This is a genomic window from Streptomyces eurythermus (assembly GCF_014649115.1).
Lineage (GTDB): Bacteria > Actinomycetota > Actinomycetes > Streptomycetales > Streptomycetaceae > Streptomyces > Streptomyces eurythermus.
Genome location: NZ_BMSK01000006.1, coordinates 14,517 through 39,227 on the forward strand (window position 1 = coordinate 14,517; position 24,711 = coordinate 39,227).

24 protein-coding genes and 1 pseudogene are annotated in these 24,711 nt (G+C 73.6%); 14 read left to right on the forward strand and 11 right to left on the reverse strand.

The genetic code is table 11. From position 1 onward, the window contains the following. The first annotated feature begins 32 nt into the window (after positions 1 to 32). Positions 33 to 926, forward strand: a complete 894-nt coding sequence (locus IE251_RS12520) for an NADP-dependent oxidoreductase (RefSeq protein ID WP_189752974.1) — start codon at positions 33 to 35, stop codon at positions 924 to 926. Between the two features lie 134 nt (positions 927 to 1,060). On the opposite strand, the gene IE251_RS12525 is transcribed toward IE251_RS12520, so the two are convergent. The 3 genes from IE251_RS12525 to IE251_RS12535 all read right to left on the reverse strand — a co-directional run bounded on the left by IE251_RS12525 (position 1,061) and on the right by IE251_RS12535 (position 3,135). After that, positions 1,061 to 1,639 (reverse strand): TetR/AcrR family transcriptional regulator, encoded by a 579-nt coding sequence (locus IE251_RS12525; protein ID WP_189752975.1) that lies wholly within the window; start codon positions 1,637 to 1,639, stop codon positions 1,061 to 1,063. 50 nt (positions 1,640 to 1,689) lie between these two features. Then, a complete protein-coding gene (locus tag IE251_RS12530) occupies positions 1,690 to 2,100 on the reverse strand; it encodes a RidA family protein (protein ID WP_189752976.1) in 411 nt (136 codons plus the stop codon). 63 nt (positions 2,101 to 2,163) lie between these two features. Next, positions 2,164 to 3,135 carry an alpha/beta hydrolase gene (locus IE251_RS12535; RefSeq protein ID WP_189752977.1) on the reverse strand — a complete coding sequence of 324 codons (972 nt, stop codon included), beginning with the start codon at positions 3,133 to 3,135 and terminating at the stop codon, positions 2,164 to 2,166. A 712-nt stretch (positions 3,136 to 3,847) separates the two neighbouring features. Here IE251_RS12535 and IE251_RS12540 point away from each other — a divergent pair. Further along, positions 3,848 to 4,642: a helix-turn-helix domain-containing protein gene (locus tag IE251_RS12540; protein ID WP_189752978.1), complete on the forward strand. Its 795-nt coding sequence runs from the start codon at positions 3,848 to 3,850 to the stop codon at positions 4,640 to 4,642. Between the two features lie 167 nt (positions 4,643 to 4,809). Continuing rightward, positions 4,810 to 6,012, forward strand: a complete 1,203-nt coding sequence (locus IE251_RS12545) for a Cmx/CmrA family chloramphenicol efflux MFS transporter (RefSeq protein WP_267925318.1) — start codon at positions 4,810 to 4,812, stop codon at positions 6,010 to 6,012. Between the two features lie 377 nt (positions 6,013 to 6,389). Here the strand turns inward: IE251_RS12545 and IE251_RS12550 are convergent, their stop codons facing one another. Then, positions 6,390 to 7,151 (reverse strand): SDR family NAD(P)-dependent oxidoreductase, encoded by a 762-nt coding sequence (locus IE251_RS12550; protein WP_189752980.1) that lies wholly within the window; start codon positions 7,149 to 7,151, stop codon positions 6,390 to 6,392. A gap of 272 nt (positions 7,152 to 7,423) precedes the next feature. Here IE251_RS12550 and IE251_RS12555 point away from each other — a divergent pair, with 272 nt between their 5' ends. Then, entirely contained in the window at positions 7,424 to 7,906 is a 483-nt protein-coding gene (locus tag IE251_RS12555) for a cupin domain-containing protein (RefSeq protein ID WP_189752981.1), read from the forward strand. Between the two features lie 51 nt (positions 7,907 to 7,957). Here the strand turns inward: IE251_RS12555 and IE251_RS12560 are convergent, their stop codons facing one another. Next, a complete protein-coding gene (locus IE251_RS12560) occupies positions 7,958 to 8,104 on the reverse strand; it encodes a hypothetical protein (protein ID WP_189752982.1) in 147 nt (48 codons plus the stop codon). Between the two features lie 145 nt (positions 8,105 to 8,249). On the opposite strand from IE251_RS12560, the gene IE251_RS12565 reads away from it, so the two are divergent. The 3 genes from IE251_RS12565 to IE251_RS12575 all read left to right on the forward strand — a co-directional run bounded on the left by IE251_RS12565 (position 8,250) and on the right by IE251_RS12575 (position 11,264). Then, positions 8,250 to 8,849: a TetR/AcrR family transcriptional regulator gene (locus IE251_RS12565; protein ID WP_189752983.1), complete on the forward strand. Its 600-nt coding sequence runs from the start codon at positions 8,250 to 8,252 to the stop codon at positions 8,847 to 8,849. A gap of 134 nt (positions 8,850 to 8,983) precedes the next feature. After that, entirely contained in the window at positions 8,984 to 10,372 is a 1,389-nt protein-coding gene (locus tag IE251_RS12570) for an NB-ARC domain-containing protein (RefSeq protein ID WP_189752984.1), read from the forward strand. A 91-nt stretch (positions 10,373 to 10,463) separates the two neighbouring features. Next, on the forward strand, positions 10,464 to 11,264 hold the full coding sequence (locus IE251_RS12575; protein ID WP_189752985.1) for a GNAT family N-acetyltransferase: 801 nt from the start codon (positions 10,464 to 10,466) through the stop codon (positions 11,262 to 11,264). Between the two features lie 103 nt (positions 11,265 to 11,367). Here IE251_RS12575 and IE251_RS12580 read toward each other — a convergent pair whose 3' ends face one another. Further along, positions 11,368 to 12,219 carry an MBL fold metallo-hydrolase gene (locus IE251_RS12580; RefSeq protein WP_189752986.1) on the reverse strand — a complete coding sequence of 284 codons (852 nt, stop codon included), beginning with the start codon at positions 12,217 to 12,219 and terminating at the stop codon, positions 11,368 to 11,370. Between the two features lie 61 nt (positions 12,220 to 12,280). Here IE251_RS12580 and IE251_RS12585 point away from each other — a divergent pair, with 61 nt between their 5' ends. Both IE251_RS12585 and IE251_RS12590 read left to right on the forward strand, forming a co-directional pair. Continuing rightward, positions 12,281 to 12,685 carry a winged helix-turn-helix transcriptional regulator gene (locus tag IE251_RS12585; RefSeq protein ID WP_229896716.1) on the forward strand — a complete coding sequence of 135 codons (405 nt, stop codon included), beginning with the start codon at positions 12,281 to 12,283 and terminating at the stop codon, positions 12,683 to 12,685. A 184-nt stretch (positions 12,686 to 12,869) separates the two neighbouring features. Then, complete coding sequence (locus tag IE251_RS12590; RefSeq protein ID WP_189752987.1) at positions 12,870 to 13,241, forward strand: hypothetical protein; 372 nt, start codon at positions 12,870 to 12,872, stop codon at positions 13,239 to 13,241. Between the two features lie 426 nt (positions 13,242 to 13,667). On the opposite strand, the gene IE251_RS12595 is transcribed toward IE251_RS12590, so the two are convergent. Together IE251_RS12595 and IE251_RS12600 are read right to left on the reverse strand one after the other, a co-directional pair. Next, positions 13,668 to 14,321 carry a 2'-5' RNA ligase family protein gene (locus IE251_RS12595; RefSeq protein ID WP_229896717.1) on the reverse strand — a complete coding sequence of 218 codons (654 nt, stop codon included), beginning with the start codon at positions 14,319 to 14,321 and terminating at the stop codon, positions 13,668 to 13,670. A gap of 146 nt (positions 14,322 to 14,467) precedes the next feature. Further along, positions 14,468 to 14,932 carry a winged helix-turn-helix transcriptional regulator gene (locus IE251_RS12600; protein WP_189752988.1) on the reverse strand — a complete coding sequence of 155 codons (465 nt, stop codon included), beginning with the start codon at positions 14,930 to 14,932 and terminating at the stop codon, positions 14,468 to 14,470. A gap of 96 nt (positions 14,933 to 15,028) precedes the next feature. Here IE251_RS12600 and IE251_RS12605 point away from each other — a divergent pair, with 96 nt between their 5' ends. Continuing rightward, a complete protein-coding gene (locus IE251_RS12605; protein WP_189752989.1) occupies positions 15,029 to 16,249 on the forward strand; it encodes an MFS transporter in 1,221 nt (406 codons plus the stop codon). Between the two features lie 43 nt (positions 16,250 to 16,292). Here the strand turns inward: IE251_RS12605 and IE251_RS12610 are convergent, their stop codons facing one another. Next, complete coding sequence (locus IE251_RS12610) at positions 16,293 to 16,772, reverse strand: MerR family transcriptional regulator (RefSeq protein WP_189753341.1); 480 nt, start codon at positions 16,770 to 16,772, stop codon at positions 16,293 to 16,295. A 34-nt stretch (positions 16,773 to 16,806) separates the two neighbouring features. Beyond that, positions 16,807 to 17,886 (reverse strand): MDR family NADP-dependent oxidoreductase, encoded by a 1,080-nt coding sequence (locus tag IE251_RS12615; RefSeq protein ID WP_189752990.1) that lies wholly within the window; start codon positions 17,884 to 17,886, stop codon positions 16,807 to 16,809. 871 nt (positions 17,887 to 18,757) lie between these two features. Here IE251_RS12615 and IE251_RS12620 point away from each other — a divergent pair. Beyond that, positions 18,758 to 19,654 (forward strand): phenylalanine 4-monooxygenase, encoded by an 897-nt coding sequence (locus tag IE251_RS12620; RefSeq protein WP_189752991.1) that lies wholly within the window; start codon positions 18,758 to 18,760, stop codon positions 19,652 to 19,654. Between the two features lie 263 nt (positions 19,655 to 19,917). Beyond that, positions 19,918 to 20,961, forward strand: coding sequence for a medium chain dehydrogenase/reductase family protein (locus IE251_RS12625; protein WP_189752992.1), 1,044 nt, complete (start codon positions 19,918 to 19,920; stop codon positions 20,959 to 20,961). Positions 20,962 to 21,432: 471 nt separating this feature from the next. Here IE251_RS12625 and IE251_RS12630 read toward each other — a convergent pair. Continuing rightward, a pseudogene (locus IE251_RS12630) lies at positions 21,433 to 22,001 on the reverse strand (alpha/beta hydrolase fold domain-containing protein); the annotation flags it as partial. A 572-nt stretch (positions 22,002 to 22,573) separates the two neighbouring features. Between IE251_RS12630 and IE251_RS12635 the strand changes: the two are divergent. Next, positions 22,574 to 23,449 (forward strand): SDR family NAD(P)-dependent oxidoreductase, encoded by an 876-nt coding sequence (locus IE251_RS12635; RefSeq protein WP_189752993.1) that lies wholly within the window; start codon positions 22,574 to 22,576, stop codon positions 23,447 to 23,449. 438 nt (positions 23,450 to 23,887) lie between these two features. Then, on the forward strand, positions 23,888 to 24,711 hold an 824-nt coding region (locus tag IE251_RS12640), incomplete at its 3' end, for an alpha/beta hydrolase (RefSeq protein ID WP_189753342.1).

A 24,711-nucleotide genomic window follows, 5' to 3' on the forward strand; every position in this document is an offset into this window, starting at 1 on the left:
AAAGGCTAACCGTTAGTGCTACGGTCACCGCCATGAAAAAGGTGAGCTTCGCCGAGTTCGGCGGTCCCGACGTTCTGCACCTCATCGACGCCGACGAGCCCCACGCGGGCCCCGGCCGCATACGCGTCGCCGTACGGGCGGCGGGCGTGAACCCCTTCGACTGGCGCGTCCGGGAAGGCCAGTTCCAGGGGACCCATCCGATCGAGTTGCCTTCCGGACTCGGCCTGGACGCCGCCGGGGTGGTGGACGAGGTCGGCGAGGGCGTCGAAGGGGTCGAGGTCGGCGACCGGGTGTTCGGCGAGGGTTCGAGCACCTACGCCGAGTTCGCCGTGCTGTCGGCCTGGGCCCGGATGCCCGAGGGGCTGACGTTCGAGGAGGCGGCCGGATACCCCTCCGTGATGGAGACCGCCCTGCGCGTCATCGGCGAAACCGGTGTCCGGGCCGGCCAGACGCTGCTGGTCAGCGGCGCGTCCGGGGGAGTCGGATCGGCGGTGCTGCAGATCGCCCGCGACCGGGGCATCACGGTGATCGGCACGGCCGGCGCCGCGAACCAGGACTATCTGCGCGGCCTGGGCGCCCTCGCCACGACGTACGGCGAGGGCTGGGCCGAGCGGGTGCGGCGGCTCGGCCGCGTCGACGCCGCTCTCGACCTGGCCGGCTCCGGTGTGATCCGCGAACTCGTCGAGCTGACCGGGGATCCGCAAAGGGTGGTCTCCATCGCCGACCTGGGCGCGCCGGAGTACGGTGTCCGGTTCTCCGGTGTGGCGGGCAGCGTCCCGGACGCGCTCGCCGAGACCGTCCGTCTCCTCTCGCGCGGCAGGCTCCACATCCCCGTCGAGAAGTCGTACCCGCTCGCCGAGGCCGCGGCGGCGCACATCGACAGCCAGGCCGGTCACACGCGCGGGCGCCGCGTCCTGATCGTCTGACGGCCTGCCGGCCGACGCCGTCCGCGAGCGGGCACCGGAGCCTTCTCGCGGCTGAGAGCCCCCCGAAGTGCCCACGGGTGCGGGGAGGGCTCCCGCGTGCCCCCGCCGGGAGGGCGGTCCGGCGCGGGCGCCGGTCAGAGGGCGGAGACGGTGCTTTCCACGATGCCGAGCAGGGCGTCCCTGTCCTTCTGGATGCGGGCGAGCACGCGCAGTCCGTAGTACGTGCTGAGGATCTGGCGGGCGAGCGTCCCGGCGCTCCGCTCCGGGGAGATCTCGCCGGAACGCTGCCCCCGCGCGATGGTCTCGGTCAGCGCCCGCTCCACCGTGGTGAAGTGCCGGCGGACCTCCTCGCGGACCTCGTCGTCCGAATCGGCTTTCTCCACCGACGCGTTGATGGTGAAGCACCCGGAGGCCTCGGGGTCCGCCAGGTCGGTGTCGACGGCGTGGACCATCAGGTCCCGCAGCCGCTCCTTGACCGGGCCGGGCCGGTCAAGGAGCGCGGTCTGCTCGGCGGTGTGCGTCTCGTAGTAGTGGCGCAGGGCCCGCAGGTACAACTCCCGCTTGTCACCGAAGGTGTTGTACAGGCTCGACTGACCGAGGCCGGTCGAGTCGGAGAGGTTCCGGGTCGAGGTGGCCTCGTACCCCCGCCGCCAGAAGGTTTCCATGGCGGCGGTGAGGGCGTGCGTCTCGTCGAACTTCCTTGGCCTGGCCATACCCGCATTCTACGTATTTTGGAGCGAGCGCACGGAAACTCGGGGCCGGATCATCCGGCCACCGCGACGGCCTCGATCTCGATCAGCCAGTCGGGATCGGCGAGGGAGGCGACCTGGACGAAGGACTCGGCGAACGTGTGCGGGACGAAGTACTCGGCCCTGAGCCGCGCGAAGGCCTCCTGGTGCCGGGCGATGTCGGTGACGAACACGGTCGCCTTGACGACCTGGTCGAGACCGGAACCGGCGTTCTTCAACACGAGGGCCAGGTTGGCCAGCGCCTGCCGGGCCTGGGCCTCGAAGTCGCCCTTGCCGACCGTCGCGCCGTTCTCGTCGATCGGTCCCTGCCCCGAGGTGAACACGAAGTCGCCGACGCGGATGCCGAGCGCGATCCCGGCGGGGGCGTACCAGTCGGGATCGGCGGTGACGCGGACGCGCTGCGGGGCACCGGATGCGTCGGACATGGGACTCCTCCTTGGAGCGAGGAAAACGGGGGAACTGACGGAAGGCGAGTCTAGGCGGATCGGTCAGCCGCCCAACGCCTCCTTGACCGCGAGCACTTGCTCGTCGATCGACCGCTGACCGGACTCGGTGCCGAAGGAGTCGAAGATGTGGAAGGCACCGGCCCACTGGTGGAGCGTGACGGGGACGCCCGCCTCCAGCAGCCGCCGGCCGTAACCCAGGCCCTCGTCGCGCAGCGGGTCGTACTGGGCCGTCACGATGTGCGCGGCGGGGAGTCCGCCGAGGTCGTCGGCGCGGTTCGGCGCCGCGTACGGCGAGGTCTCCCGCCCCTCGTGCCCTTCGCCGAGGTAATGGCGCCACATCGCCTCGGACTGGGGCGTGGACCAGACGGGGGTGTCGTGGAAGCTCCGCGCGGACGGAGTGTCCATGCGGTCGTCGGTCACGGGGTAGGTGAGCAGCTGGAGGACGAGGCCGGGGCCCTTGCGGTCACGTGCCATCAGGGCGACGGAGGCGGCGAGGGCACCGCCCGCGCTGCAGCCCGCGACACCCAGGCGCGCGGGGTCGACCCCCAGCTCCTCGGTGTGGGCGTCCAGCCACCGCAGGGCCGCGTAGCAGTCCTCCGCGCCCGCGGGGAAGGGGTTCTCGGGCGCCAGCCGGTACTGGACGCTCACCACGACGACGTTCGCGCGCGAGGCGAACCACACGCACTGGTTGTGCTCGGTCTCCAGGCTGCCCATCACGAAGCCGCCGCCGTGGATCCACAGCAGGCCGCCGTGCGGACCGGCCGTCTTGGGGGTGTAGATGCGTACGGTGACGTCAGGCGCCCCCTCGGGGCCGGGGATGAGCCGCTCGGTGACCGTGAGGGCACTCGTGTCGGCCGGCTCCCACTGGGCCTCGAGGTCCTTGAGGGTGCGGCGGGCGACTTCCGGCCGGGCGACATCGAGGTAGGGGATCTCCCCGACGAGCGGGGCCAGATCGGGGCGGAGCGTCATACGGGTGGGGGCGGGCGTGGCGTCTTTGCTGGTGGCGTCACTCATGGGGTCATCGTGTCCTGCGGGCAAGGGAGTTCGCCGCCGACATCTGTCGCGACTTGGGGCGCCCGGACCGCCGATTGGTGTGCCGACCTGACGGAGTGTCCCGCGGGGAGGGTGCCGGCGCGGGCCCCGGATCTAGCCTGCGCGGGTGTACGAACTGATGCCGAACCCATCGCAGCCGTCCGCCGGGCGCTCCGCGGCGGAACCTGGCCGGAACTCGCCGCCGGCCTCCGCCACGGCCTCCGGGCAAGGCCCGCTGCCGGGTCCCTGCGCGGCTCCGGGCTCCTGCGCGGCTCCGGACCCCGCTGCCGGTCAGGGGTACGGGCTGAGGCCCTCTGCCGGTCACGGTCGTCCGGCGGGGCCGTCCGGCGGTCGGGGTTGTCCGGCGGGTTCCGTTTCCGGCCACGGGTGTCCGGCGGGTCCCGCTGCGGGTCAGTGCCATCCGCCGGAGTCGCCTGCCGGGCTTTCTGCCAGGCTTGCCGCCGGACCGTCTGGGGGGACCTCCGCCGGGCCGTCCGCAGAGCTCTCCGCCGGGCTTTCCGCCGGCCCATCTGTCGGACTCCCAGCCGGGCCGCCTGCCGGCGCCCCCGCCGGATTCCCCGTGGACGCCGTGTGGGGCCTGGCGGCCGGTCCGGCGTCCGAACGCGTCGCCGATCCCGCATGGGACCTCGCAGATCCCCCATGGGACTGGGAGGCCGGCACCGAGGTGGGTCCGGTGCCCGATGGGCCGGCCGTTCCCGGGCCGTACGACGACCTGTGGCGGCCGGGCGGACTCGGGGACCCGGCGCTCGTCCAGGCGGTGCTGTCGTCCGCGATGCCCGAGGCCCAGCGGTCCCGCGCGCTGTACCTGCTCGGGCTTGCCCTGGCCGGCCCGATGCGGGCCGCCGCCGTGGTCGTCGCCGAACCCGCCGCCCTGCCCGATGCGTTGCGCGCCTGCGCCGCGGGCCTGCTCGCGCCGCCGACACGGGCGGGCGGTCCGGCGCCCCAGGCGGTGCTGTGGCCCACGGTCGGCGTCCTCCTGCTGCCCGCGGCCGGCGCCGCCCGGCGCCCGGCCCCGGTGCCCCGCGGCGTGGCCGTCGGCCTGGGCCCGGCGGTCGCCCCCGAGCGGCTGCCGGAGTCGTGGGCCGCGGCCCGGCGCGCCGCGCGGTTCGCGGGACTGGGCCCGACCTGGCCGCGGCTGGCGGACGCGGCGGAGCTCGGGGCCGAGGCCCTTCTGGCCGACATACCCCGGGACGCGGCGCTCGCGCACCCGGACGTGGCGGCGCTCGCCCGCCTGGAAGCCGAGCCGGACGGGGCGCAGATGCTGGCGACCCTGGAGACCGTCTGCCGCACCCGGTCGCTGCGGGAGGCGGCCAAGCTCCTGTGTCTGCACCACAGTTCCGTCGCCCACCGGGTGGCGAGGGCCGAGCGTGCCCTGGGCACGTCGCTGAGCGACCCCGCGCAGCGGCAGCGGGCCTACACGGCGCTGCTGCTGTGGCGGCTGAACGCTCCTGACAACTGGCGCAACTGAGCTGCCACTTCGGGAGCGTCTCATCGTTCCCGAGTTTTGAAGCAGTCGCTCCGTAATGTGCTAGCGTCGCTGCCGAGGACGCCCTTCCGCTCTCGACCGGACGCAACACCGGTCCGCATCCCCGCATTTGGAGGCATTCCATGCCCCTTGCCGTCTATATCCTCGGCTTGGGAATCTTCACCCAAGGCACATCGGAGTTCATGCTCTCCGGACTGCTCCCCAATCTGGCCGATGACCTGGGTGTCTCCATCCCCGATGCCGGGCTGCTGATCTCGGCGTTCGCCATAGGCATGGTCGTCGGGGCGCCGCTCCTCGCGGTCGCCACGCTCAAGTGGCCCCGCCGCACCGCCCTGGTCGCCCTGCAGGCCGCCTTCATCGCCGCGCACATCGTCGGCGCCCTCGCCCCGGGCTACGGAGTCCTGTTCGCCACGCGTGTCATCAGCGCCCTCGCCTACGCGGGCTTCTGGGGTGTCGCCGTGGCCACCGCCGTCGCCCTCGTCCCGGCGAACGCCAAGGGCAAGGCGGTCGCGGTCGTCGCCAGCGGACTCACCCTCGCCACCATCATCGGCGTTCCCGCGGGCACGGTGCTCAGCCAGTTCGCCGGCTGGCGCGCGGCCTTCTGGGGCGTGGCCCTGCTCACCCTCGTCAGCCTCGCCTGCTCGGTGTTCGCCATTCCCGGCGGGCGGGGATCCGCGGAGGAGACGCGTACCGTCCGCGCCGAACTGCGGGCGATGGCCCGGCCGCAGCTGTGGCTCTCGTACGCGGTGACGGCGTTCTCCTTCGGCGCCGTCATCGTCACCTTCAGCTACCTCGCCTCCCTGCTCACCGACGTCACCGGACTGGCCGACGGCTGGGTGCCCGTGCTGCTGGCGCTGTTCGGCGTCGGCGGCCTGCTCGGCATGGTCATCGGCGGCAGGACCGCGGAGGCGTACCCGATCCGCACGCTCGCGCTCGGCACCGGCGTCCTCGCCGTGACGTCGGCGCTGCTCGCCGTCCTGGCGGAGAACACCGTCGTCACCGTGGTCCTGATCTTCGTCCTCGGTATGGCGGGATACGTCACCAACCCGATCCTGCAGTCCCGGGTGTTCGTCGTCGCACCCGGCGCGCCGACCCTGGTCGGCGCCACCAACACCTCGGCCTTCAACGTCGGCAACACGCTCGCGCCGGCCCTGGGCGGCATGACCATCAACGCCGGGTTCGGCTTCGCCTCGGTGGCCTGGGTCGGAGCGGCGCTCGCCGCCGCCGGTCTCCTCGGGACCCTGTGGGCGGGCCACCTCCAGTACCGCTCCCGCCCGGTCAAGGGCAGCGTGGTCGCGGGTGGCGGCAGCGGCGCGCCCCAGGGCCAGGAGCGGACCGAAACCCCCGTGTGACCCGGTACGACGCCCCCGGATGCCGACCGCCCAAGCGCTCGGCCCTCGGTCCCCGGCCCACACGCCCGAAACCCCGTCCGTCGCGCCCGAAGCCCCGGCCCCGGCGCCCGAAGTCCCGGCCCTCGCGCTCCCGCCCGGGAAGCCTCAGCCCTTCGGGGTCCGCGGTCCTCGGAACCCGTGGCGCCAGAAGCCCCCAGGCTCCGAAGCCCCTGTTCCTCAGGCTCCGAAGCCCCTGTCCCTTCCCCCGCCCGGTGCCCCTGGTCAGCCGAGCCGCTTGAGCTGACCGCGGGCGTACCCGAAAAGCGCCGTGCCCCGGCCCGTTGCCTCCCCCGCCGACGGACCGGGGCACGGTCATGCCCGGAATCTCCCGGCGGCGGTCAGGCCGTGATGCCGCCGTCGATCACCAGGTCGTGGCCGAGGGCGAAGCCCGACTCCGGCGAGGCCAGGTACAGCACCGCGGCCGCACCCTCCTCCAGGGAACCGATCCGGCCGAGCGGGAACATGCCCTTGGCGCGCTCCACGCGCTCCTGAGGCGTCTCGTTCTCCAGCAGTGACATGGGAGTGTCCATCGAGGACGGGCTGAGCGTGTTCACCCTGATCCCGTCGGCGGCGTACTCACGCGCCGCGCTCCGCCCGAGCGCCGCGATCGCCGCCTTGCTCGCCCCGTAGGCGCCGGCCCCCGGGATCGTCAGATGCGCGCCGACCACGGAGCCCACGTTGACGATGACACCGCCGCCGTGGGCCCGCATGTGGCGGATCTCGTGCTTCATCGACCGCCACGTCCCCAGCAGGTTGATCTGCAGCGTCTGCTCGAAGACGTCCTCGGCGAGCTCGGCGAGCCCGGCCGGCTCGGGCAGGTATCCGGCGTTGTTGACCGCGATGTCCAGGCCGCCGTGCCGTTCCACGACCGTCCTGACCAGCGCCTCGACATCTGCCTCCACGGCGATGTCGGCGGTCGCCCAGCTCGCCGTGCCGCCGTCCTTCTCGATCAGCTCGACCGTCTCGACCAGCCGGTCGGAGGTGCGTCCGGCGACCACCACGGTGGCACCCTCGCGGGCGAAGGCCACGGCGGTGGCGCGGCCGATCCCGGATCCGCCACCGGTGACGAGCGCCACCTTGCCGGTGAAGCGATCAGTCATGTCTCTCATCCCATCGTCGCTACCTGCGTGCACGCGCACGTCGCACGCGCCGCGCACGCACCACGATGGGCGTAACCGCCGCCCGCGCCATCACGTGTTCACCTGGTTTTTTTCGCGCCGGGCGGAGCCGGCGCGTGCGTACGACCGCCCTGGCGGCCGCCGGGACGGCGAGGGAAACCCGCCGCGAGACCCCGTGAACACGTGATGCCCACGAAGCCCGCCGCCCTGTGGAGTTGAGGGAGCACGCGTACACCCGTGGAGAAGGGAAAACCTTGAGCTTCGAGGAATTCGAGGGCATCGTCCACATCCCGCCGAAAGCAGGACCGGCGCGCTGGGTGTTCGGGGACCACTACACGATCAAGGCGGACAAGGAGAACACGAACGGCTCGCTCGGCCTGATCGAGGCCATGGTGCCGCCGGGCGGCGGCCCGCCGCTCCACATCCACCACGACAGCGACGAGGCCTTCTACCTCATCGAGGGCGAGCTGGAGATCTCCAACGAGAAGCGGAAGCAGATCGTCGGGGCCGGTGCGTTCGTCTTCGTGCCCAAGGGCAAGGTCCACGCGTTCAAGAACGTCGGCGACGAGCCCTGCAAGATGCTCATCATCTTCACGCCCGCCGGCTTCGAGCGCTTCTTCACCGAGCTGGGCGTCCCCGCGGAGGAGGGCGTGCCCGCCCCCGAGGCGGCGCAGTACGCGGCCGATGTCGCGAAGGCCCAGAGCATCGTGGCCCGCTACCGGGCGGAGTACGTCTGACGCCCTCCCGGGGAGGAACGCCGGGCGAGCGGGCACGGCGGAACCGGATGCTCATAGCGTGGTGAACGGCCGGTGGTCCGCGACAGCGAGCGCGCGGACGAAGTCGGTCAGCCGGACGGCCGTACGGGCGAGCAGGCGAGGGAGCGGGCGGACCCGGGGCCCGTAGGCCGTGGGCCACAGCGCGGGTATGCGGTACATGCCCCGCAGCATGTGCCCCGAGCCGTGCCGGTCCGGCACATCGTGGACGATCCTGGACGCCGCCGAGTCCCGCCGGGACGGCGGCGTTCGCCGTACCCGGCCCCGCAGTATCCTGGAACCACGATTCCAGGATGGCGGGTGGGGCATGCCGGACATCAAGCACTTCGACCCGGACGCGGCTCTGGACACCGCGCTGCGCCTGTTCTGGCGCCAGGGCATGGCCACGACCGGGATCCAGGACATCGTCACCGCCACCGGCCTGAACCGCTCCAGTCTGTACGCCACCTTCGGCGGCAAGCGGGAGCTGTACCTCGCCGCGCTGAAACGCTATGTGGAACTGCGCTCCGGGCCCAAGTACCGCCGGCTGGCGGAGGACGGCCGTGGGCTGCCCGCCGTCGCCGACTTCTTCGACGGCCTGATAGCGGCCCGTTGCTCCGGCGAGCACGCCGGCTGGGGGTGCATGGCCGTCAACGCCCAGGCCGGCGCCGAGTACGGCGACTTCGAGGTGCGCGCCCTGCTCGAACGGCACCACCAGGACCTGCGGGACGCGCTGCGCGCCGCGCTCGTCGCGGCCGAGGAGCGCGGACAACTGGCCCCGGGCGTCGACCCCGGGCCCACCGCCGACGTGCTGGCCCTGCTCGCCCACGGAGTGAACCTGCGCTCCCGCGCCGGAGCCGACGCCCGCGCCCTGCGCGCGACCGTCACCTCCGCACTGGACTCGATCGGCCGGTCACCCGCCGTCTGAGCCGGACGTCCGGGCGATTCGTCGACGCCAATCAATGAACCGTGCTTGACAGTTGGCTTCCTCCGGCCCCTAACTTGAAACGGGCGTTCCAAGTTATTGTTCGTGGCCCAGGTGTCCCACGGGGGAGGATGGTCGTGCCGCAGGTACTGGATCCGGGCAAGGCCCGCACGATGGACGACTTCATCGGCGAGCTGCGGCTGCTGAAGGCATGGGCGGGCGGCCCCTCGATCACCGAGATCACCCGCCGTGTGCACCAGGACTGGCGCCGCGCGGGCCGCCCGCGCACCGAGTGGCCGGCCCGCTCGACCATCGGCAACTGCTTCCTGCCGGGCCGCCGCCGGCCCAACCCCGACCTGCTGCTGGCCGTCGTACGGGCCCTCGCGGGCGGCGACGAAGCGACCGTCGCCCTGTGGCGGCAGGCGCTGCGTACGGTCCTCGGACAGGCCGAGGCGGCTGCCCGCGTCCGCGCCTGCGACCGGCTGCCCGCCGGGCCGTCCCCGCTGCTCGGCCGGACCCGGGCCGCGTCCGCCGCCGAGGCCGCCCTCACGGCCGCGGGGCGGCCGCGCGTGGTGGTGCTGGAAGGCGCCGCCGGCGCCGGCAAGACCTCGCTGGCCCTGCACGTGGCCCGCCGTGTCGCCGCCCGGAGCCCCGCCGGCGCACCCGTGCTCTTCGCCCGCCTGCGCGGCTCCGCGCCGGCCTGCCCGGCCGCCGACCCCGCCGCCGTGCTGGACACCTTCCTGCGGCTGCTCGGCGTCACCGGCGACCGCATCCCCCACGGCGTCGCCGCCCGCGCCGCCCTCTACCGGCAACTCCTTGTTCGCACCGGCGCGTTGGTGGTCCTGGACGACGCGGTGGACACCGAGCAGGTGCGACCCCTGCTCCCCGGGGACCCTGCCTGCCCCGCACTGGTCACCAGCCGCCGCAAGACGCGCGCGCTGCCCGGCGCCGTCCGCCTCACCGTCGAACCCCTGGCCCCCGATGCCTCGGTGGCACTCCTGCGGCGGACGGCGGGCGCCGATCCCCTCGCCGCGGACACCGCCGCCCTCCGGCGGATCGCCGCCGACCTGGGACACCTCCCGCTGGCCCTGACCCTCATCGGCCGGCACATGCGGCAGCACACCGGATGGACCCTCGCCGACTACCACCGCGAGACGGTCGTCCCGCTCGCCCTGGAGGAGGGCGTCCGCGCGGCGATCGCGGCCTCCGACGCCCAACTGACGTCTGGCGCCCGGAAGTTGCTACGGCTCCTGGCCCTCCACCCGCTGGACCGCACCGACACCGCCCTGGCCGTGGCACTCGCCGGGGAGTGCGAACAGGCCGTACGGAGTCACCTCGACGCGCTGTGCGCGGCCCACCTGCTGACCGAACCCGGACCCGGCCGGTTCCGCATGCCCGCGCTGGTCCGCGCCTACGCCGGGGAACGCGTCGGCATCGACGTGCCGGCGACGTCCATCCGCCAGGCCCTCCACCGGGCGCGGGCGCACACCGGGGCCGCCGGCCCGGCACGCGCCCTCGCGGCATGACCCACCCGTGCCGCGGATGCGCGACACACACGGCCGAGTGGCGTATTACTGGGTGGGCTTGCCGCTCAACTCCACCCCCCGAGGAGCCCGGATGACGGACCGCACGGAGTCGATCGAATCGATGGAGCAACTCGCCCTGGTCTGGCGCGCCATGGTGCTCGACCGTGATCCGGGCGCCGATGTGCGCGACCTGCCGGGCATCGCCGTCCGCTGGGCCGACTGCCGGTTCGCCTTCTGGAACTGCGTCACGCTGACCGAGGTCGACGCGGACGCGGCGCTGGTCGGGGAACGCCTGCGCCAGGCGGCCGACATCATGCGCGCGAAGCGGCACCCCGGGTTCCTGTGGCTCTTCGAGGACCTCCTCGGCGCCGAAGCCCGCGCCCGGGTCCGGGCGGAGGCGGAGAAGGCGGGGCTGGAGTACGCCTTCCCCGGCACCGGCATGGCGGGAGACTTCCTCCCGATCCCCGAACCGGCCCACCCGGAGCTGACGTTCGCCCGCGTGACCACCGACGACCACCTCCGGGCGTACGCCGACCTGAACTCGCGCGCCTACGGCTTCCCGCTGGAGGACGGCCGCGACGGACTCCTCGGCTCCACCCTGTGGAAGAAGCAGGCGCACGCCTACCTCGGCCTGCGCGACGGCGTCCCGGTGACCTGCGCCGCGACGGTGGAGGCCGACGGCCGGCTGTTCGTCGTACTCGTCGCCACGGCGCCGGAGTGGGAACGCCGGGGCTACGGCGAGGCGGTGACGCGCAAGGCCCTGTACGAGGGCGCCCGCGCCACCGGCCTGACCCGCGCCACCCTGCACGCGACGGCGGCAGGGGCACCGGTGTACCCCAGGATCGGATTCCGGCCCAACTCGCCGATGGGCTTCTACAGCCTCACACAGTGACTTCCGGCCCCGCTGCCGCCCTGCCTCGGCCGGCCGGATCCGGCCGGGAATTCCGCCGCCGGGCCGTGCGGCGCGCCGGCGGGCGAGGCCGAGCGCGTACCGGTCACCGGGCGGCGAGGCGGGCGAACTCCCAGGGGTCGTGTGCGCTGAAGACCGTGACCTCGTCGGCGTGGGCGCGCTTGAGGGAACGGAGGCGGTCGCGGGTCGTGACGCGCGCCGCCGCGTCGGTCTGCGCGCCGTGCTGGACCGGTTCGAGGACGGGGTGGGCGAACGGCGGGTCGGCGTCGAGCTCCCCGTGGTACATGTACGCGTCCCCCGCGTGCAGCAGCCACCGTCCGTCGCCGTCGCGCACGGCCACGCCCGCGTGTCCCGCCGAGTGACCGGGCAACGGCACCAGCAGCAGCTCGCACGACAGTCCCTCCGGTCGCGCCACGCCCGGGAAACCGAACCACTCCGCGCGCTCCGCCACCGGCGCGGGAGTCAGCAGCGGACCGTGTGCCCGGTGCGCCGGCATGAAGCGGTCCAGGCTGTGCCGGTGGTGCGCTGCCGCGGGATCGCCGACGGCCCGGTACTCGCCGGGGTGCACGTGTACGCGCGCGTGCGGGAAGTCCGGCAGCCCTCCCGTGTGGTCGCGGTGCAGGTGGGTGAGCACGATGTGCCGCACGTCCGCCGCCGCGTACCCGAGCCGTACGACCTGGCGCAGCGCGGTCTCCTCCGGGTCCAGCGCGGGCCGCGCGTACGCCACCCAGCCCGCCCCCAACGACCGCTCCGGATCCGCGAGATCGGCGGTGCCGAGGCCGGTCTCCACCAGGACCAGCCCGTCCGCGTCCGTCTCGATGAGCAGGCAATGGCAGACCAGGGGCCGTGCCCGGTCCACGGCACCCGCCCCGGAGGACTCCTCGTACAGCGGTGGAATCTCCCGCATGGAACCGCAGTTGAGATGATGAATACGCATGATGCCCCTGTACAGCGCGTTATGGGTGGCCTGTTCACGACCGACGCTAGGAGGTGCCCTCGTGACTCACCAAACGGTTGGACACCGGCGGACACCCGACCGGGACGGCCCGCTGGCGGACTGCCCGGACGACGCCCTCGTGCCGCCCGGTGACGAGCCGCGCTGCCCCGTCGACATCACCCTCGCCGCCCTGGGCGGCCGGTGGACCCCGCTGGTGCTCCGCGAGTTCCTGCGCCGCGGCCAGGCCACCTACACGGAGCTGTCCGCCGCCCTGCCCGCCCTCTCGGACAAGGTCCTCTCGGACCGGCTGGTCCAGCTGACCAGGGCGGGTGTCATCGAACGCCACCGGATCCCCGGTTGGCCGCCCCGGGTCCGCTACGAGCTGACCGGCCCCGGCCGCGCGCTGGAACCGGTGTTGCGCGGCATGTGGGAGTGGGGCACGGCCCGACGGGACGTCTCCGCCTGAACGCCGGCCACGGTGAACGTACGCGCCCGGCCGGTCCGGGGTGCGCGGCGACGACCGGTCGCACCCGGGCCCCGGACCGCCGTGAAACGGACGGGATCATTCTGCCCCCGTCGGCCTCGCATGCGTTTACGATCAAGCGGTGGCCTCGGGAAACACCCGAAGGCCAGGAAAACGAGGGGGAGTTATGAGCAGCATTTCGAGGCGGTCCCTGATCGGGTACTCGGGGACGGCCGCCGCCGGCGCGGTGATCGCAGGTACGGCCTCGGCGTCGCCCGCCCAGGCAGCCCAGCCCGCCCAGGCAGTCCAGGCCCAGTCGGCGAGCACGGCGGCCACCTTCCCCGAGGGGACGCTCTTCGGCGGCCGGTCGCAGCGGAACATCGGCCCGGACACGCCCTCCGAGCTGGAGATCAAGTTCAGCATCGCCAACGCCGAGACGCCGGCGGCCTACTCCGTCACCCCGCAGGAGATCGCCGACGCGATCAACAAGTTCCTGGCGTCCCGTGGCTGGCCGGCGGTCACCTTCTACGGCACCCCGGCCCCCGCGCCGCTGAACTGACCGAGCCGGCACCGGCCCTCCCGCCCCACCTCCCGTGCCACTTCGGTCACGCGGCCGCGAGACCGGCCACGAAGACCCACGGGAGGTGAGGGAGCGGCCGGCGTGACCGATCAGCACCGGGCCGTACCGGGGACCGAGGCACCCGCGGGTGTGCGGCTGCCGGTACGGCCCCGGCCGGCCGTGCCGCGCCGGTTCCCGGCCTCACGACCGCGTGCTGGTCTACGTGTGCGAGGTGAACGCCGCGCCGGGCCGCCGCCCCACGTCCGCAAGGTGAGCGCCGTGCCGGGCCCGCGCCCCGGGCCGGCGGCGGTCGCCCCCTCCACCCCCGCCCGCGTCGCCCGGCGCCAGACCTCCGGCGAGCCCACCGCCCGCGCCCGCCGTACGCGCCCGGGCCGAACGTCCTGCTCCGGCCGTCCGCGCGCACCCTCAGTCGTACCCGGGACAGTTCAGATCCTCCGCCGGCCGGCGGACCTCGCCCGTGCCCAGCGTGATCACGGCCCGGGGCCGCATGGGACCCTCACCGCGCCGGGAAAGGACGACCAGCTCCCCGACCGTCGCCGACAGCGCACCGAGCCGCACGGCGCACTCGGCGGCCAGGCGCCGGGGGTCCCGGGTGCGGCCGAGCGACAGATGCGGGGTGAAGCCCCCGCCACGCCCGCGGCACAGCGGGAACGACGGCTCCAACTCCCGGTACAGGCGCGCCCACGGTGCCGGACCGGCGGCGGCCGGATCGAGCCAGACCGTGGCGTGGTGCCGATGCCGGAAGAAACGCACACCGGACAGCCGTGCCGTGAACGCCGGGGTGCGCGCCGCCGCGGCGCCGAGCAGCGGCACGGCCCGCCCGAACTCCTCCTCCGGCACGAACCCGAACAGCACGTTCACATGCGGCGGCCACCGCCGTACCTGCGGATCGTGCTCCCAGCGGATGTCCTGGATCGGCGGCCAGAGCCGGGGCGGCGGCAGCCACGCCACCGCCGTGCGGGGAGTCGACGCCACCGCGAGCACGTCCGGCGGCCCGGCCCCGCCGAGGGCCGCCGGCTCGTCGGACTCCGTGTCCCGCGCGTCTCGCACCGCTGTCACACGCCCTTCGCTCGTCCGCGCCCGAGGCGGTGTGCGGCCTTGGGCCGGCCGGTTCGCGCGGCCGTGGTTCCGCCGCGCCGCCGGTACGTTCAGGGAACTCCCGCGGGCCGGCCGGTGCAACCCGCCTCGCGGGCGGGGCCGGTCCGCTAACGGGTGCCGTCGGCGGGGCCGAGCTTTTCGACGACCGTCTCCTCCGGGCCGATCGGGCGTCCGTCGCCGGAGCGGATCTCCAGCGGGCTCAGCGGGCGCCTGTCGCGCCGGTCGAGGAGCCGCGAGTGCGCTTCCCCGGGGGCGAAGCAGTGGGACTCGCCCCACTGGCGCAGCGCGACGATCACGGGGAAGAGGGCGAGGCCCTTCTCCGTGAGCACGTACTCCTGGTAGGGGCTGCCGTCGGAGGCCGGTACGGTCTCCATCACGCCGGCCCGTTCCAGCGCGCGCAGCCGGGTGGTGAGGATGTTCTTGGCGATCCCCAGGCTGCGCTGGAACTGGCCGAAGCGGCGGCTGCCGTCGAAGGCGTCACGCACGATCAGCAGCGACCACCAGTCGCCGATGGCGTCGATCGACCGGGCGACGGGGCAGGGGTCGGCGTCGAGCCGGGTGCGGGCGACCATCGGGCTCCCCTCCTTCACTCCTGGTTGCAACATGCTACCAGCGCGCCCTAGAGTCCGTCAGGTAGCAACTTGCAACCACCATGGGGAGGGTGCCGTATGCCGAGTGACTGCTCCACGACCAGCGGACGGACGGCCCGCAACACCGCGCTCGCGCCGACCGGACCGCCACCCGCGCGCTTGGTCCGGCTCTTCGCCATCGCCTGCGGCAGCGCGGTGGCCAACGTCTACTTCGCCCAGCCCCTGCTGGTCACCCTCGGCGAGCGGTTCTCGCTCGGTTCCGGCCTGCTCGGCGCCATCGTCACCGTCACCCAAGCCGGCTACGCGGCGGGCCTGTTCCTGCTCGTTCCGCTCGGTGACCTGGCCGACCGCCGGAGGCTGATCACGCTCCAGCTCGGCCTGCTCGCCGCCGCTCTGCTGGCGGTCGCCCTGGCACCCGGGACCGCCGTGCTGCTCGCCGCCCTCGCGATGGTCGGCGCGCTCGCCGTCGTCGCCCAGACCATGGTCGCCGCGGCGGCCCACCTCGCCGCTCCGGCCTTCCGGGGACGGGTCGTCGGAGCGGTCACCAGCGGGGTGATCACCGGCATCCTGCTGGCCCGCACGGTGGCGGGCGTCCTGGCCGACCTGGCCGGATGGCGGTCCGTCTACCTCTTCTCGGCCGCCGTCACCGCCACCCTCGCCGTGCTGCTGCGCCGCGCCCTGCCGGCCGGCCCGCCGCCGTCGGCCCGGCTTCCGTACCGGCACCTGCTCGCGTCCACCGTCGCCCTGTTCGCCCGCAATCGCCTGCTCCGGGTGCGCGGGGCGCTGGCGCTCCTCGTCTTCGCCGCCTTCAGCACCCTGTGGAGCAGCGTCGTCCAGCCCCTCAGCAGCCCCCCGTGGTCGCTGTCGCACACCGCGATCGGCGCGTTCGGGCTCGCCGGGGCGGCCGGCGCGCTGGCCGCGGGCGTCGCCGGCCGCTGGAACGACCGCGGGCTCGCGCAGCGCACCACCGGCACCGCGCTGGTCCTGCTCGCCCTGTCGTGGCTCCCGCTGGCGTTCACCCGGCAGTCGCTGTGGGCGCTCGCCGCCGGAACGGTCCTGCTGGACTTCGCCGTCCAGGCCGTGCACGTCACCAACCAGACCCTCATCCACGCGGTGCGCCCGGACGCGGGAAGCAGGATCATCGGCGGCTACATGATCTTCTACTCGGCCGGCAGCGCCCTCGGCGCCACCGGCTCCTCACTGGCGTACGCGGCGGCGGGATGGACCGGGGTGTCCGCTCTCGGAGCGGCCTTCAGCTGCGCCGCCCTGCTGCTGTGGGCGACGACCCGCACCCCGTGAGTCCGCCCCGCCCGCTCCGTACCTTCTCGACGACCGCCCTGCTTCACCCGGCCATCGAGCGCCGCGGTCGGTCATCGCCGTGCCGTGCGGACAGGCCCGACTCGGCCGTCGTGCGGCGGGGGGTGGGGGCGTCACCGCCGTGCCGTGCGGACAGGCCCGCCCGCAGCCCGTCCCGCAGCCGGGTGAGCCGCTCGATCTCCGCGTCGAGCGCGGCGATCCGCCGCTCCACCACCGCCTCCCCGACGACTCCCGGCCCGCCCCTGTCCGGCGCCGTGGCCCCGCACCGCGGCGCCGGGTGGACGGCGAGCAGGGGGAGCCGGCCGGCGATGCCCCGCAGATCCTCGACGGTGAGCCCGAGGGCGAGCAATTCCCGGATGACACGGAGCACGGCGAGTTCCCGGGGGCCGTAGTCCCGCTGCCCCGACCTCGTGCGCGGCGGTGGCGGCAGCAGGCCGCGCTGTTCGTAGAAACGCAGCGCCCTGGGCGTCGTCCCCACGGCCGCCGCCGCGTCACCGATCCGCACGATGCGTACCTCCCGCAGTCCGGGGCAGCGGTCGTCAGTCATGTTCCGGCAACTCCACGACGACCGTGCCGAATCGCTTGCCCTCGATCAGTTCCCGCAACGCCCGGGGACCCCGATCGATGCCCGCGATCCGTGTGAGGGGGAGACGGATCCGGCCGGACCGCAGCCAGTCGGCGAACCGCGCGGTCCACTCGGCCTCCACGCCGGGATGGTCGGTGCCGAGGTACCCCCGCACCGACACACCCTTGACGATCAGCCGGAACGTGTCGATCTCCGCCGGGGCCGCGGCGCCCGGACCGGCTGCGGCCAACTGCCCGGACAACGCCCCGACCAGGACGAACCGGGCGCCCCGCCGGGCGGCGTCCACCGCGGCGCCGAGTTGGGGGCCGCCCACGGTGTCGAGGAGTACGTCGATGCCGTCCGGCGCGGCCTCGGCGAGCTGACCGGCGAAGGCCCGGTACGCCTCCCGGGAGTTCCCCGAGCCGCCCCTCTCGCGCCAGGACCCGGCGGTCAGCACCGTGTCGTAGCCCAGCTCGGCGACGAGACGTTCTGCCTTCTCCGGTGAGCCGGTGGTGCCGATCACCCGGGCGGCGCCCAGCAGCCGGGCGATCTGCCCCGCCAGCGAACCCACCCCGCCGGCGGCCCCGGTGACCAGGACGACATCTCCCTCGCGCACACCGGCGACCCGGGTCAGCGCCCCGTACGCGGCGGAGCCGGAGGCGAGCCGGGCTACCGGGTCGGGCAGCGCCGGGTCGACCCTGGCGCACTCCGCCTCGGGTACGAGGGCGTACTCACGCCAGCCGAGCAGGTGCGTCACCGTGTCGCCCGGGCGCAGCGGGCTGTCCGGCGGAGCGAGGACGACCTCGCCGACGGCCGGCCCGTACAGCGTGTCTCCCGGGCTCAGCACGGGCACCGGAGTGTCCTTCGCCGCCCCGCCGAGCAGGGTGCGCAGTCCGCCGTAGACCAGGAACTGCCGGTTGCGGACGAGGACTTGACCGGGCGCCGGGGCACCCACCGGGACCTCGGCGAGGGCGAAGTCGGCGGGCGTGGGCAGCCCCTCGGGCGTGGCGGCGAGCCGTACCTCACGGCTGATCCGCTGGGGGACCGACGTCATGCGTGACCTCCTGGGGGAGTGGCGGACGAGGGGAGCGGGACGGTTCGTGCGGGCGTGCCGACGCGTCCGGTGGCCGGGAGCGCGGTGGCTCCGGCCGGTCGAGCGCGCACACGCTAAACCCTGACCCGCACGTCAATGGCAAGGCCGCCTGGCCCGCGGCCCCGGACCGCGCGCGGCGCCGACATGGTGGGCCCCGGCCGGTCCGGCCGCGCCCCATCCGCGAGGTGGGTCTCCGGTGCGTCCGGTCGCGCCCCGCCCGAGAGGTGGGTCTCCGGTGCGTCCGGTTGCGCCCCGGTCCGCCGGAGCGGCGCGGTCCGGGAGGGTACGGCGGTGAGCCGGGGGCTTGGCGCCGTAGGCGGACGGGTGGCGCCGAGCGGCCGACTCCACCGCGCGGGCGCCGTCCTCCCGCACGGGCGTGGCCCTCCCGCGTCGGCGTACCCCCCTGCTGACCCACACCCACGGTGACGGCAGGACCACCACGCCGAACCGCCACCCCGCGCCGGTGGCCGAACGGTCGTGCCGAGAGGAGACTGTCCACGGAAGGCGTGCGCCACGCTCGATGCACTCGAACGAGTGAGCTAGCTGAACAGTCGGTCCGGGGGACTCGTCGCCGGCCGGTCCGGGCCCGCGGCCCCGGCCGCCGTGAGAGGCGGCGGCCACGCGAACCGAGACGCCTCAGGCGGCACCCGGGGTGACCGCGCAGGTCCACACCCCGAAACCGCCGTCCCGGCGCTGTGCGCTTCGACCCGGTCACCGAGCCGTCCGCCGGTACGGACGCTGTGCCGTCTGCCGGTCCGGTGCCGGCCGGGACACGCGTCCGCTGCCACGAGTACCGCCCGACCGACCGGGACCGGGAAGGAATGATCGGTTGATGAGCGGCATCCAGGTGCGAACGCCCGTCGCGGCCGACGGCCGACTGGGCGAGGCCGGCGAGCACCCCGGCCTGAGCGATCCGGACTATCTGCTCCGGCGCCGGGAGATCGCCTCACGGGCCCGAGGCCACCGGGTGGGCGACCCGTCCCCGCCCGTGGACTACACCGAGGACGAGGAGAGAACCTGGCGCACCGTCCACCGGGCGCTGTGGTCGGCCCAGGGCGAGCACGCGTGCCGTGCCGCCCTCGAGGCCAGGGAGCAGGCCCCGATCCCCGCGGACCGCATCCCGCAGCACGCCGAGGTCGGTGCCCGCCTGCGGCGGCTGACGGGGTTCGACTTCACCCTTGCCGGGGGAGTGGTCGAGAACAAACGGTTCCTGGGATCGATGGCGGACGGCTACTTCCACGCGGTGCAGTTCGTCCGGCACCCCGCCGTACCGCTGTTCACTCCCGAGCCCGACGTCATCCACGACGTCTTCGGCCACGGGATCCACCTCGCCTCGCCCGCGTTCGCCCGGATCTACCGCCTGATCGGGAAGGCGGCGATGCGGGTGGAGCGCGCGGACGTGTTGCAGATGATCAGCGACGTGTACTGGTTCACCCTGGAGTACGGCGTCCTCGACGAGGGCGGGGTCCCCAAGGCGTACGGCGCGGCCCTGCTGTCGTCCTACGGCGAGATCGGCCGGCTGTCCGCGGCCGACGTCCGGCCGCTGGACATCGGCGCCATGCTCGCCACCCCCTACGACATCCGCGGCTACCAGCCGGTCCTCTTCAGCGCCCGCACGCTGGACGAGGTGACCGACATCCTCGGCGGCTTCCTGGAGGACCTGGACGACGACGGCGCGCCGGGCCGACGGCCGGCCCCGGGCGGGGCGGATACCACCGTCGGCCGCTGAGCGGGTTCGGCCGCGGGCGTCGGCGATCACGACCGGCTGTCCGATGACCCCTTGGCGGCCCTGGCCCGCGACCGGCCGCGCCCTCTCACGCCGTCTGCGGCCCCAGCGTGATCGCCATGGGCGCCCCTCACCGCGTCAGGTGCCGCAGGGGGTTAGTGGTTAGACCCTATTACGAATGTTCTTGACCGTCACTCGCTGTTGGAGTTATAACTTCTAACGAAAGTGCCAGCCACTAACAGAGCTGGTGGTCGAGGGAGGTCCTCATGAACGCCGAAACGAACGCGGAAACGATGGTCGAGGTCGTGCTGCCGGGCAGGGTCGAGCCGGAGGGGCTCGAGGTGCGGCACGGAGCCGTTCCGACCGCCGGTCCGGGCCAGGTCGTGGTCCGTATGGAAGCCACCGGTGTCTCCTTCGCGGAGCAGCAGATGCGCCGCGGTCGCTATTACGACCAGCCGCCCTTTCCGTTCGTCCCCGGCTACGACCTGGTCGGCAGGGTGACGACGACCGGTGAGGGCGTCGACGCGGGCCTGGTCGGCACACGGGTGGCCGCGCTGCTGAAGGTCGGCGGATGGGCCAGCCACGTGATGCTCGACGCCGCCGACCTGGTGCCCGTCCCGGACGGAATAGGCGCCGCGGAAGCGGAGACCGTGGTGATCAACGGCATCACGGCCTGGCAGATGCTGCACCGCAAGGCCCGGGTGCGCGCCGGCCAGACCGTTCTGGTGCACGGCGCCAACGGGGGTGTGGGATCCGTCCTGGTCCAGCTCGCCCGGGCCGCCGGTGCGCAGGTGATCGGGACCGCCTCCGCACGTCACCACGCCGCCCTGCGGGAACAGGGGGTGACCCCGATCGACTACCGCACCGAGCACATCCCCGCCCGTGTCCGGGAACTCGCCCCGCGCGGCGTGGACGCCGTGTTCGACCACGTCGGCGGCCGCGGCATCACCGACTCCTGGAGCCTGCTCGCCCCCGGCGGCACGCTCGTCTCCTACGGCAGCGCCTCCACCCGCGACGACGAAGGCTCCAAGCAGTGGCCCGTCCTCAAGCTGCTGGCCCGGGTCTGGCTGTGGAACACGCTGCCCAACCGCCGCCACGCCTACTTCTACAACGTCTGGGCCGGCCGCGCCCTGAACCGCGACCGCTTCCGGGCCCGGCTGCGCAACGACCTCACCGAGGTGTTCGAAGCTCTTCGCCGGGGTGAGATCACTGCCAGGATCGCCGCCGAACTGCCCCTCACCCAGGTCGCCGAGGCGATGCGGCTGGCCGAGTCCGGCACCGTCGCCGGAAAGGTCGTCCTGCATGCCTGACACATCAAGCACAGGCACACGCGCGTCCCCCGGCGATCGCACTCCTCTCGCCGTCCTCGCCGCTGCGGCCGTCGGCGCCACGACGGCCGCAGCGGCGACCTCACTCGGTCACCTCACCGGACCACCGGGCGCACGCCAAGAACCGCGGACGGCTTGGTGGCCTGGATCGCCCAGACCCGCGCTGGTGCCCGGCGGCTGTAGGAACACGCCCGTCAGGCGCGTACGGCGGGTGTTCAGCGGGGGCCATGGCCCGCGACCTGCCGGCTGACCTCCCACATCGCCAGCCGCACCAGAAGACCAACTCGATGCCGCACGCAGGGGATACCGGGCTTCGGGTCGGTCGAGCGGTTCGAGGCCATCGCTGGTTCACACGTCCTGGCAGCGTGGCGTTGGCGGCCGTCCGGGAAAGAAAGACCGCGGCACCGGGCAAGGTGCCTGCGCAGTCCGGCGCCGCGAGACGGCGTCGCCGTCTCAGGAGCCCAGGATACGGGCCACCCAGTTGTTGCGTGCGGCCGTCATGGCGTGCGCGAGAGCCGTGTGGGGCGCGGTCAGGTCGAAGCCGTGGAAGCCGCCGGGCCAGACGTGGAGTTCGGCCTGGACGCCGGCTGCCCACAGGGCACTCGCGTAGGCCACGTCCTCGTCCCGGAACACTTCGGCCGATCCACAGTCGATGAAAGCGGGCGGCAGCCCGGTCAGGTCGGTCGCCCGGGCAGGCGCGGCGTAGACGGAGACGTCGTCGGTGCCGCGACGCTCACCCAGCAGCGCCGTCCACCCCGTCCGGTTGCTCTGACGGTCCCACACACCGACCCCGTCGAACTGTCCGCTCGAGACGGTCCGATCACGATCGTCGAGCATCGGGTAGATGAGCACCTGACCGATCAGCCGCGGCCCCTTGCGGTCGCGGGCCAACAGGGCGGTGCCCGCGGCAAGGCCGCCGCCGGCGCTCTGCCCGGCGAGGATCAGTCTGTCGGGGTCCACCCCGAGTTCCCGAGGTCGGGGTGTTCGGGCGCGAGCCGGTATTCGACAGTGACGAGGACGGCATCGTGTTTGCCGTGGAACCGTGCTGCCTTCATTGTTCTGCTCCTTCTTCCTGATGGGCCGGGACCGCCGGTCACCGTTGCGGGGCCGGCGCGCACCGCAGGTGCTTCTCCTGCGTCCGCGTATTGCGCGGCCCGAGCGCCGCGTTGCGGTCATGGGCATCGGACTGGCCGACTGTGTGCGCGCCCGCCGCGCGGTCGGATTGTCCGGCTGTCATCGTCGCGTGCGCTGATGCTCGGGCCGACCGCCGGACGCGGCTGGTTCGAGAGTTCCTGGTCGCCGTTTGCGCGGTCAGGAGCCTGCTGTGTGTCCGGCAAGGCAGCCGTCAGCCGTACCGGCTGTGGTCCGGCCGCTCGGACGGCCGCAGCCCGCTGGGCCCGGCCGTCCATCGGGCGGTGCAGGGCCCCTCGCACCACGACGGCGTGCTCGAACGGCGGGCTGATCGGCCGACATCTGCGGCGAACGGCGGTGCCCGGCTCCGGCGTCCACTGTCCAGCATGGAGACAGCTCACCGGAGGGATGCGAGCGGTGGACGGGGGGAATGTGAGCGGTGGACAGGGTGAAGGAGCACATCATGGACTGGCCGGATGGCGCAGCGGCATTCGTCATGGGCGCGGCGTCCGGGATCGGCCTCGGCATCGCGCGGGCGCTCGTCGCCGCCGGCGCGAAGGCAGCGCCGGCCGATGTCGACGAAGGTCGGCTCGCCGAGGCCGCGCAGGAGCTGACGGACGCGGGCGGCACCGTGGCGGCCGTACGGCCCGACGTGCGCGACGAGAAGAGCTGGGCGACCGCGGCCGACCGGGCCGGGGAAGCGCCCGGGCCGGTCTCGCTCCTGTGCAGCGTTGCCGGCGGGAACGGCGGCGGCCCGATCGAGGAGACGCCGCTCGAGGTCTGGCGGTGGGGGCTCGGGGTGAACACCGACGGCCAGTTCATCGGCGCGTCGACATTCCCGCCCCGGTTGAAGAGCCGCGGCACGCGAGCGCACATCCTCAACACCGCCTCGGTCTCCGGGCTGGTGCCGATGGCCGACGTGGGAGCCTGCACCGCGTCGAAGTTCGCCGGGGTGGGCTTCACGATGGTGCCGCGCGAGGAACTGGCGGACAGCGACGTCGGCGTCTCCCCGCTCATCCCGGGGACCGTCGCCACCCGCATCAACTTCACCGCCGGGGAAGCCGAGGCCAGGCTGCTCGGACGGCAGCTGAACCGTGAGGACGCCGAAGCCGACCACGCGGTACTCGCCGCGGGCGCCGATCCCGACCGAGTGGGCGAACAGGTCGTCGAAGCCGTCCGGGACGGTCGGTTCGTCATCGGCACCCACCGCGAGCGGGGGGATCCGGTCCGCCGTACGCACGCCGAGACCGAGGACGCCTACGAGGCGTTCGACGGACGCCACGGCCCGGATGCGACCGCTCGGATGCTGTCCGGGGGCACGAACCCGGTGACGGCCTGAGCGGGCCGCGGCAGCAAGCCGCTGCGGGCCGTGTGCAGCCGCCCGCCGTTCGTCCCGGAACCCGAGGCCGTCCGCGCGGTCGTCCGGGCCGGGGCAGCGGCCATCCTGCCGACGTGATCCGAGGAGGCACGTCGGAGCAGCCTCCTGGGCCGTCGGATCGCACAGTGCGGACGTCTCCGGGCCGAGAAGTACGTGCGCCTGTCAGGACCCGACTCACGAAAGCCCCCGACGCCGCCGGCCAGGCCGAAGCCGCCGACGGCCGCCCCCGCATCGCCCTGCTCACCCCTACCGCACCCACCCGGCCCGGAGGAGGTCGCCACGGCCCTGATAGCAGCCCGGGCACCGGCGCCGTGATCGCTCCGCGCGGCCCGCCCCTCGCCTGCGGTCCCTCTTCACCGGGAGTGCGCCAGTCGCCTGACCCAAGCAAAGGAGTAACTCATGACGATGTCGTCCCTGCCCCGCCCGCCCTTCGACCCGGAGCTGGAGAACACGCTCGGCCAGATGGCCGAACTAGGGCCACTGACGTTCACCGCGGAGATGATCCCGATGGTCCGCGCCAACCCGCCGTACCAGCTGACCGGCGAGGACTTCGACGCGATGGGCGTGACCGTCCGCGACGTGACGATCGCCGGCCACCAGGGCGATGACATCCTCGTCAGTGTCATCACCCCCAAGGGCCACCAGCACCTGGGCCCGGGGATCTACCACACCCACGGCGGCGGCATGGTGACCGGCGACCGCTTCGCCGGAATCCAGCACGTCATCCCCTGGGTCGTGGACAACGGCGCCGTGCTGGTGACCGTCGAGTACCGCCTTGCGCCGGAGTTCCCGGATCCCTACCCGGTCGAGGACTGCTACGCGGGTCTGCTGTGGATGGCCGATCACGCAGCCGAACTCGGCATCGACCCGGCCCGCATCATGATCGCGGGCGCCAGCGCCGGGGGCGGACTGGCGGCCGGTACCGCCTTGCTGGCCCGCGACCGCAAGGGGCCGCGGCTGATCGGTCAGGTGCTCATCTACCCGATGCTCGACGATCGTGATCGGACCGTCTCGAGCGGACAGTTCGACGGGGTCGGTGTGTGGGACCGTCAGAGCAACCGGACGGGGTGGACGGCGCTGCTGGGTGAGCGTCGCGGCACCGACGACGTCTCCGTCTATGCCGCGCCTGCCCGGGCGACCGACCTGACCGGGCTGCCGCCCGCTTTCATCGACTGTGGATCGGCCGAAGTGTTCCGGGACGAGGACGTGGCCTACGCGAGTGC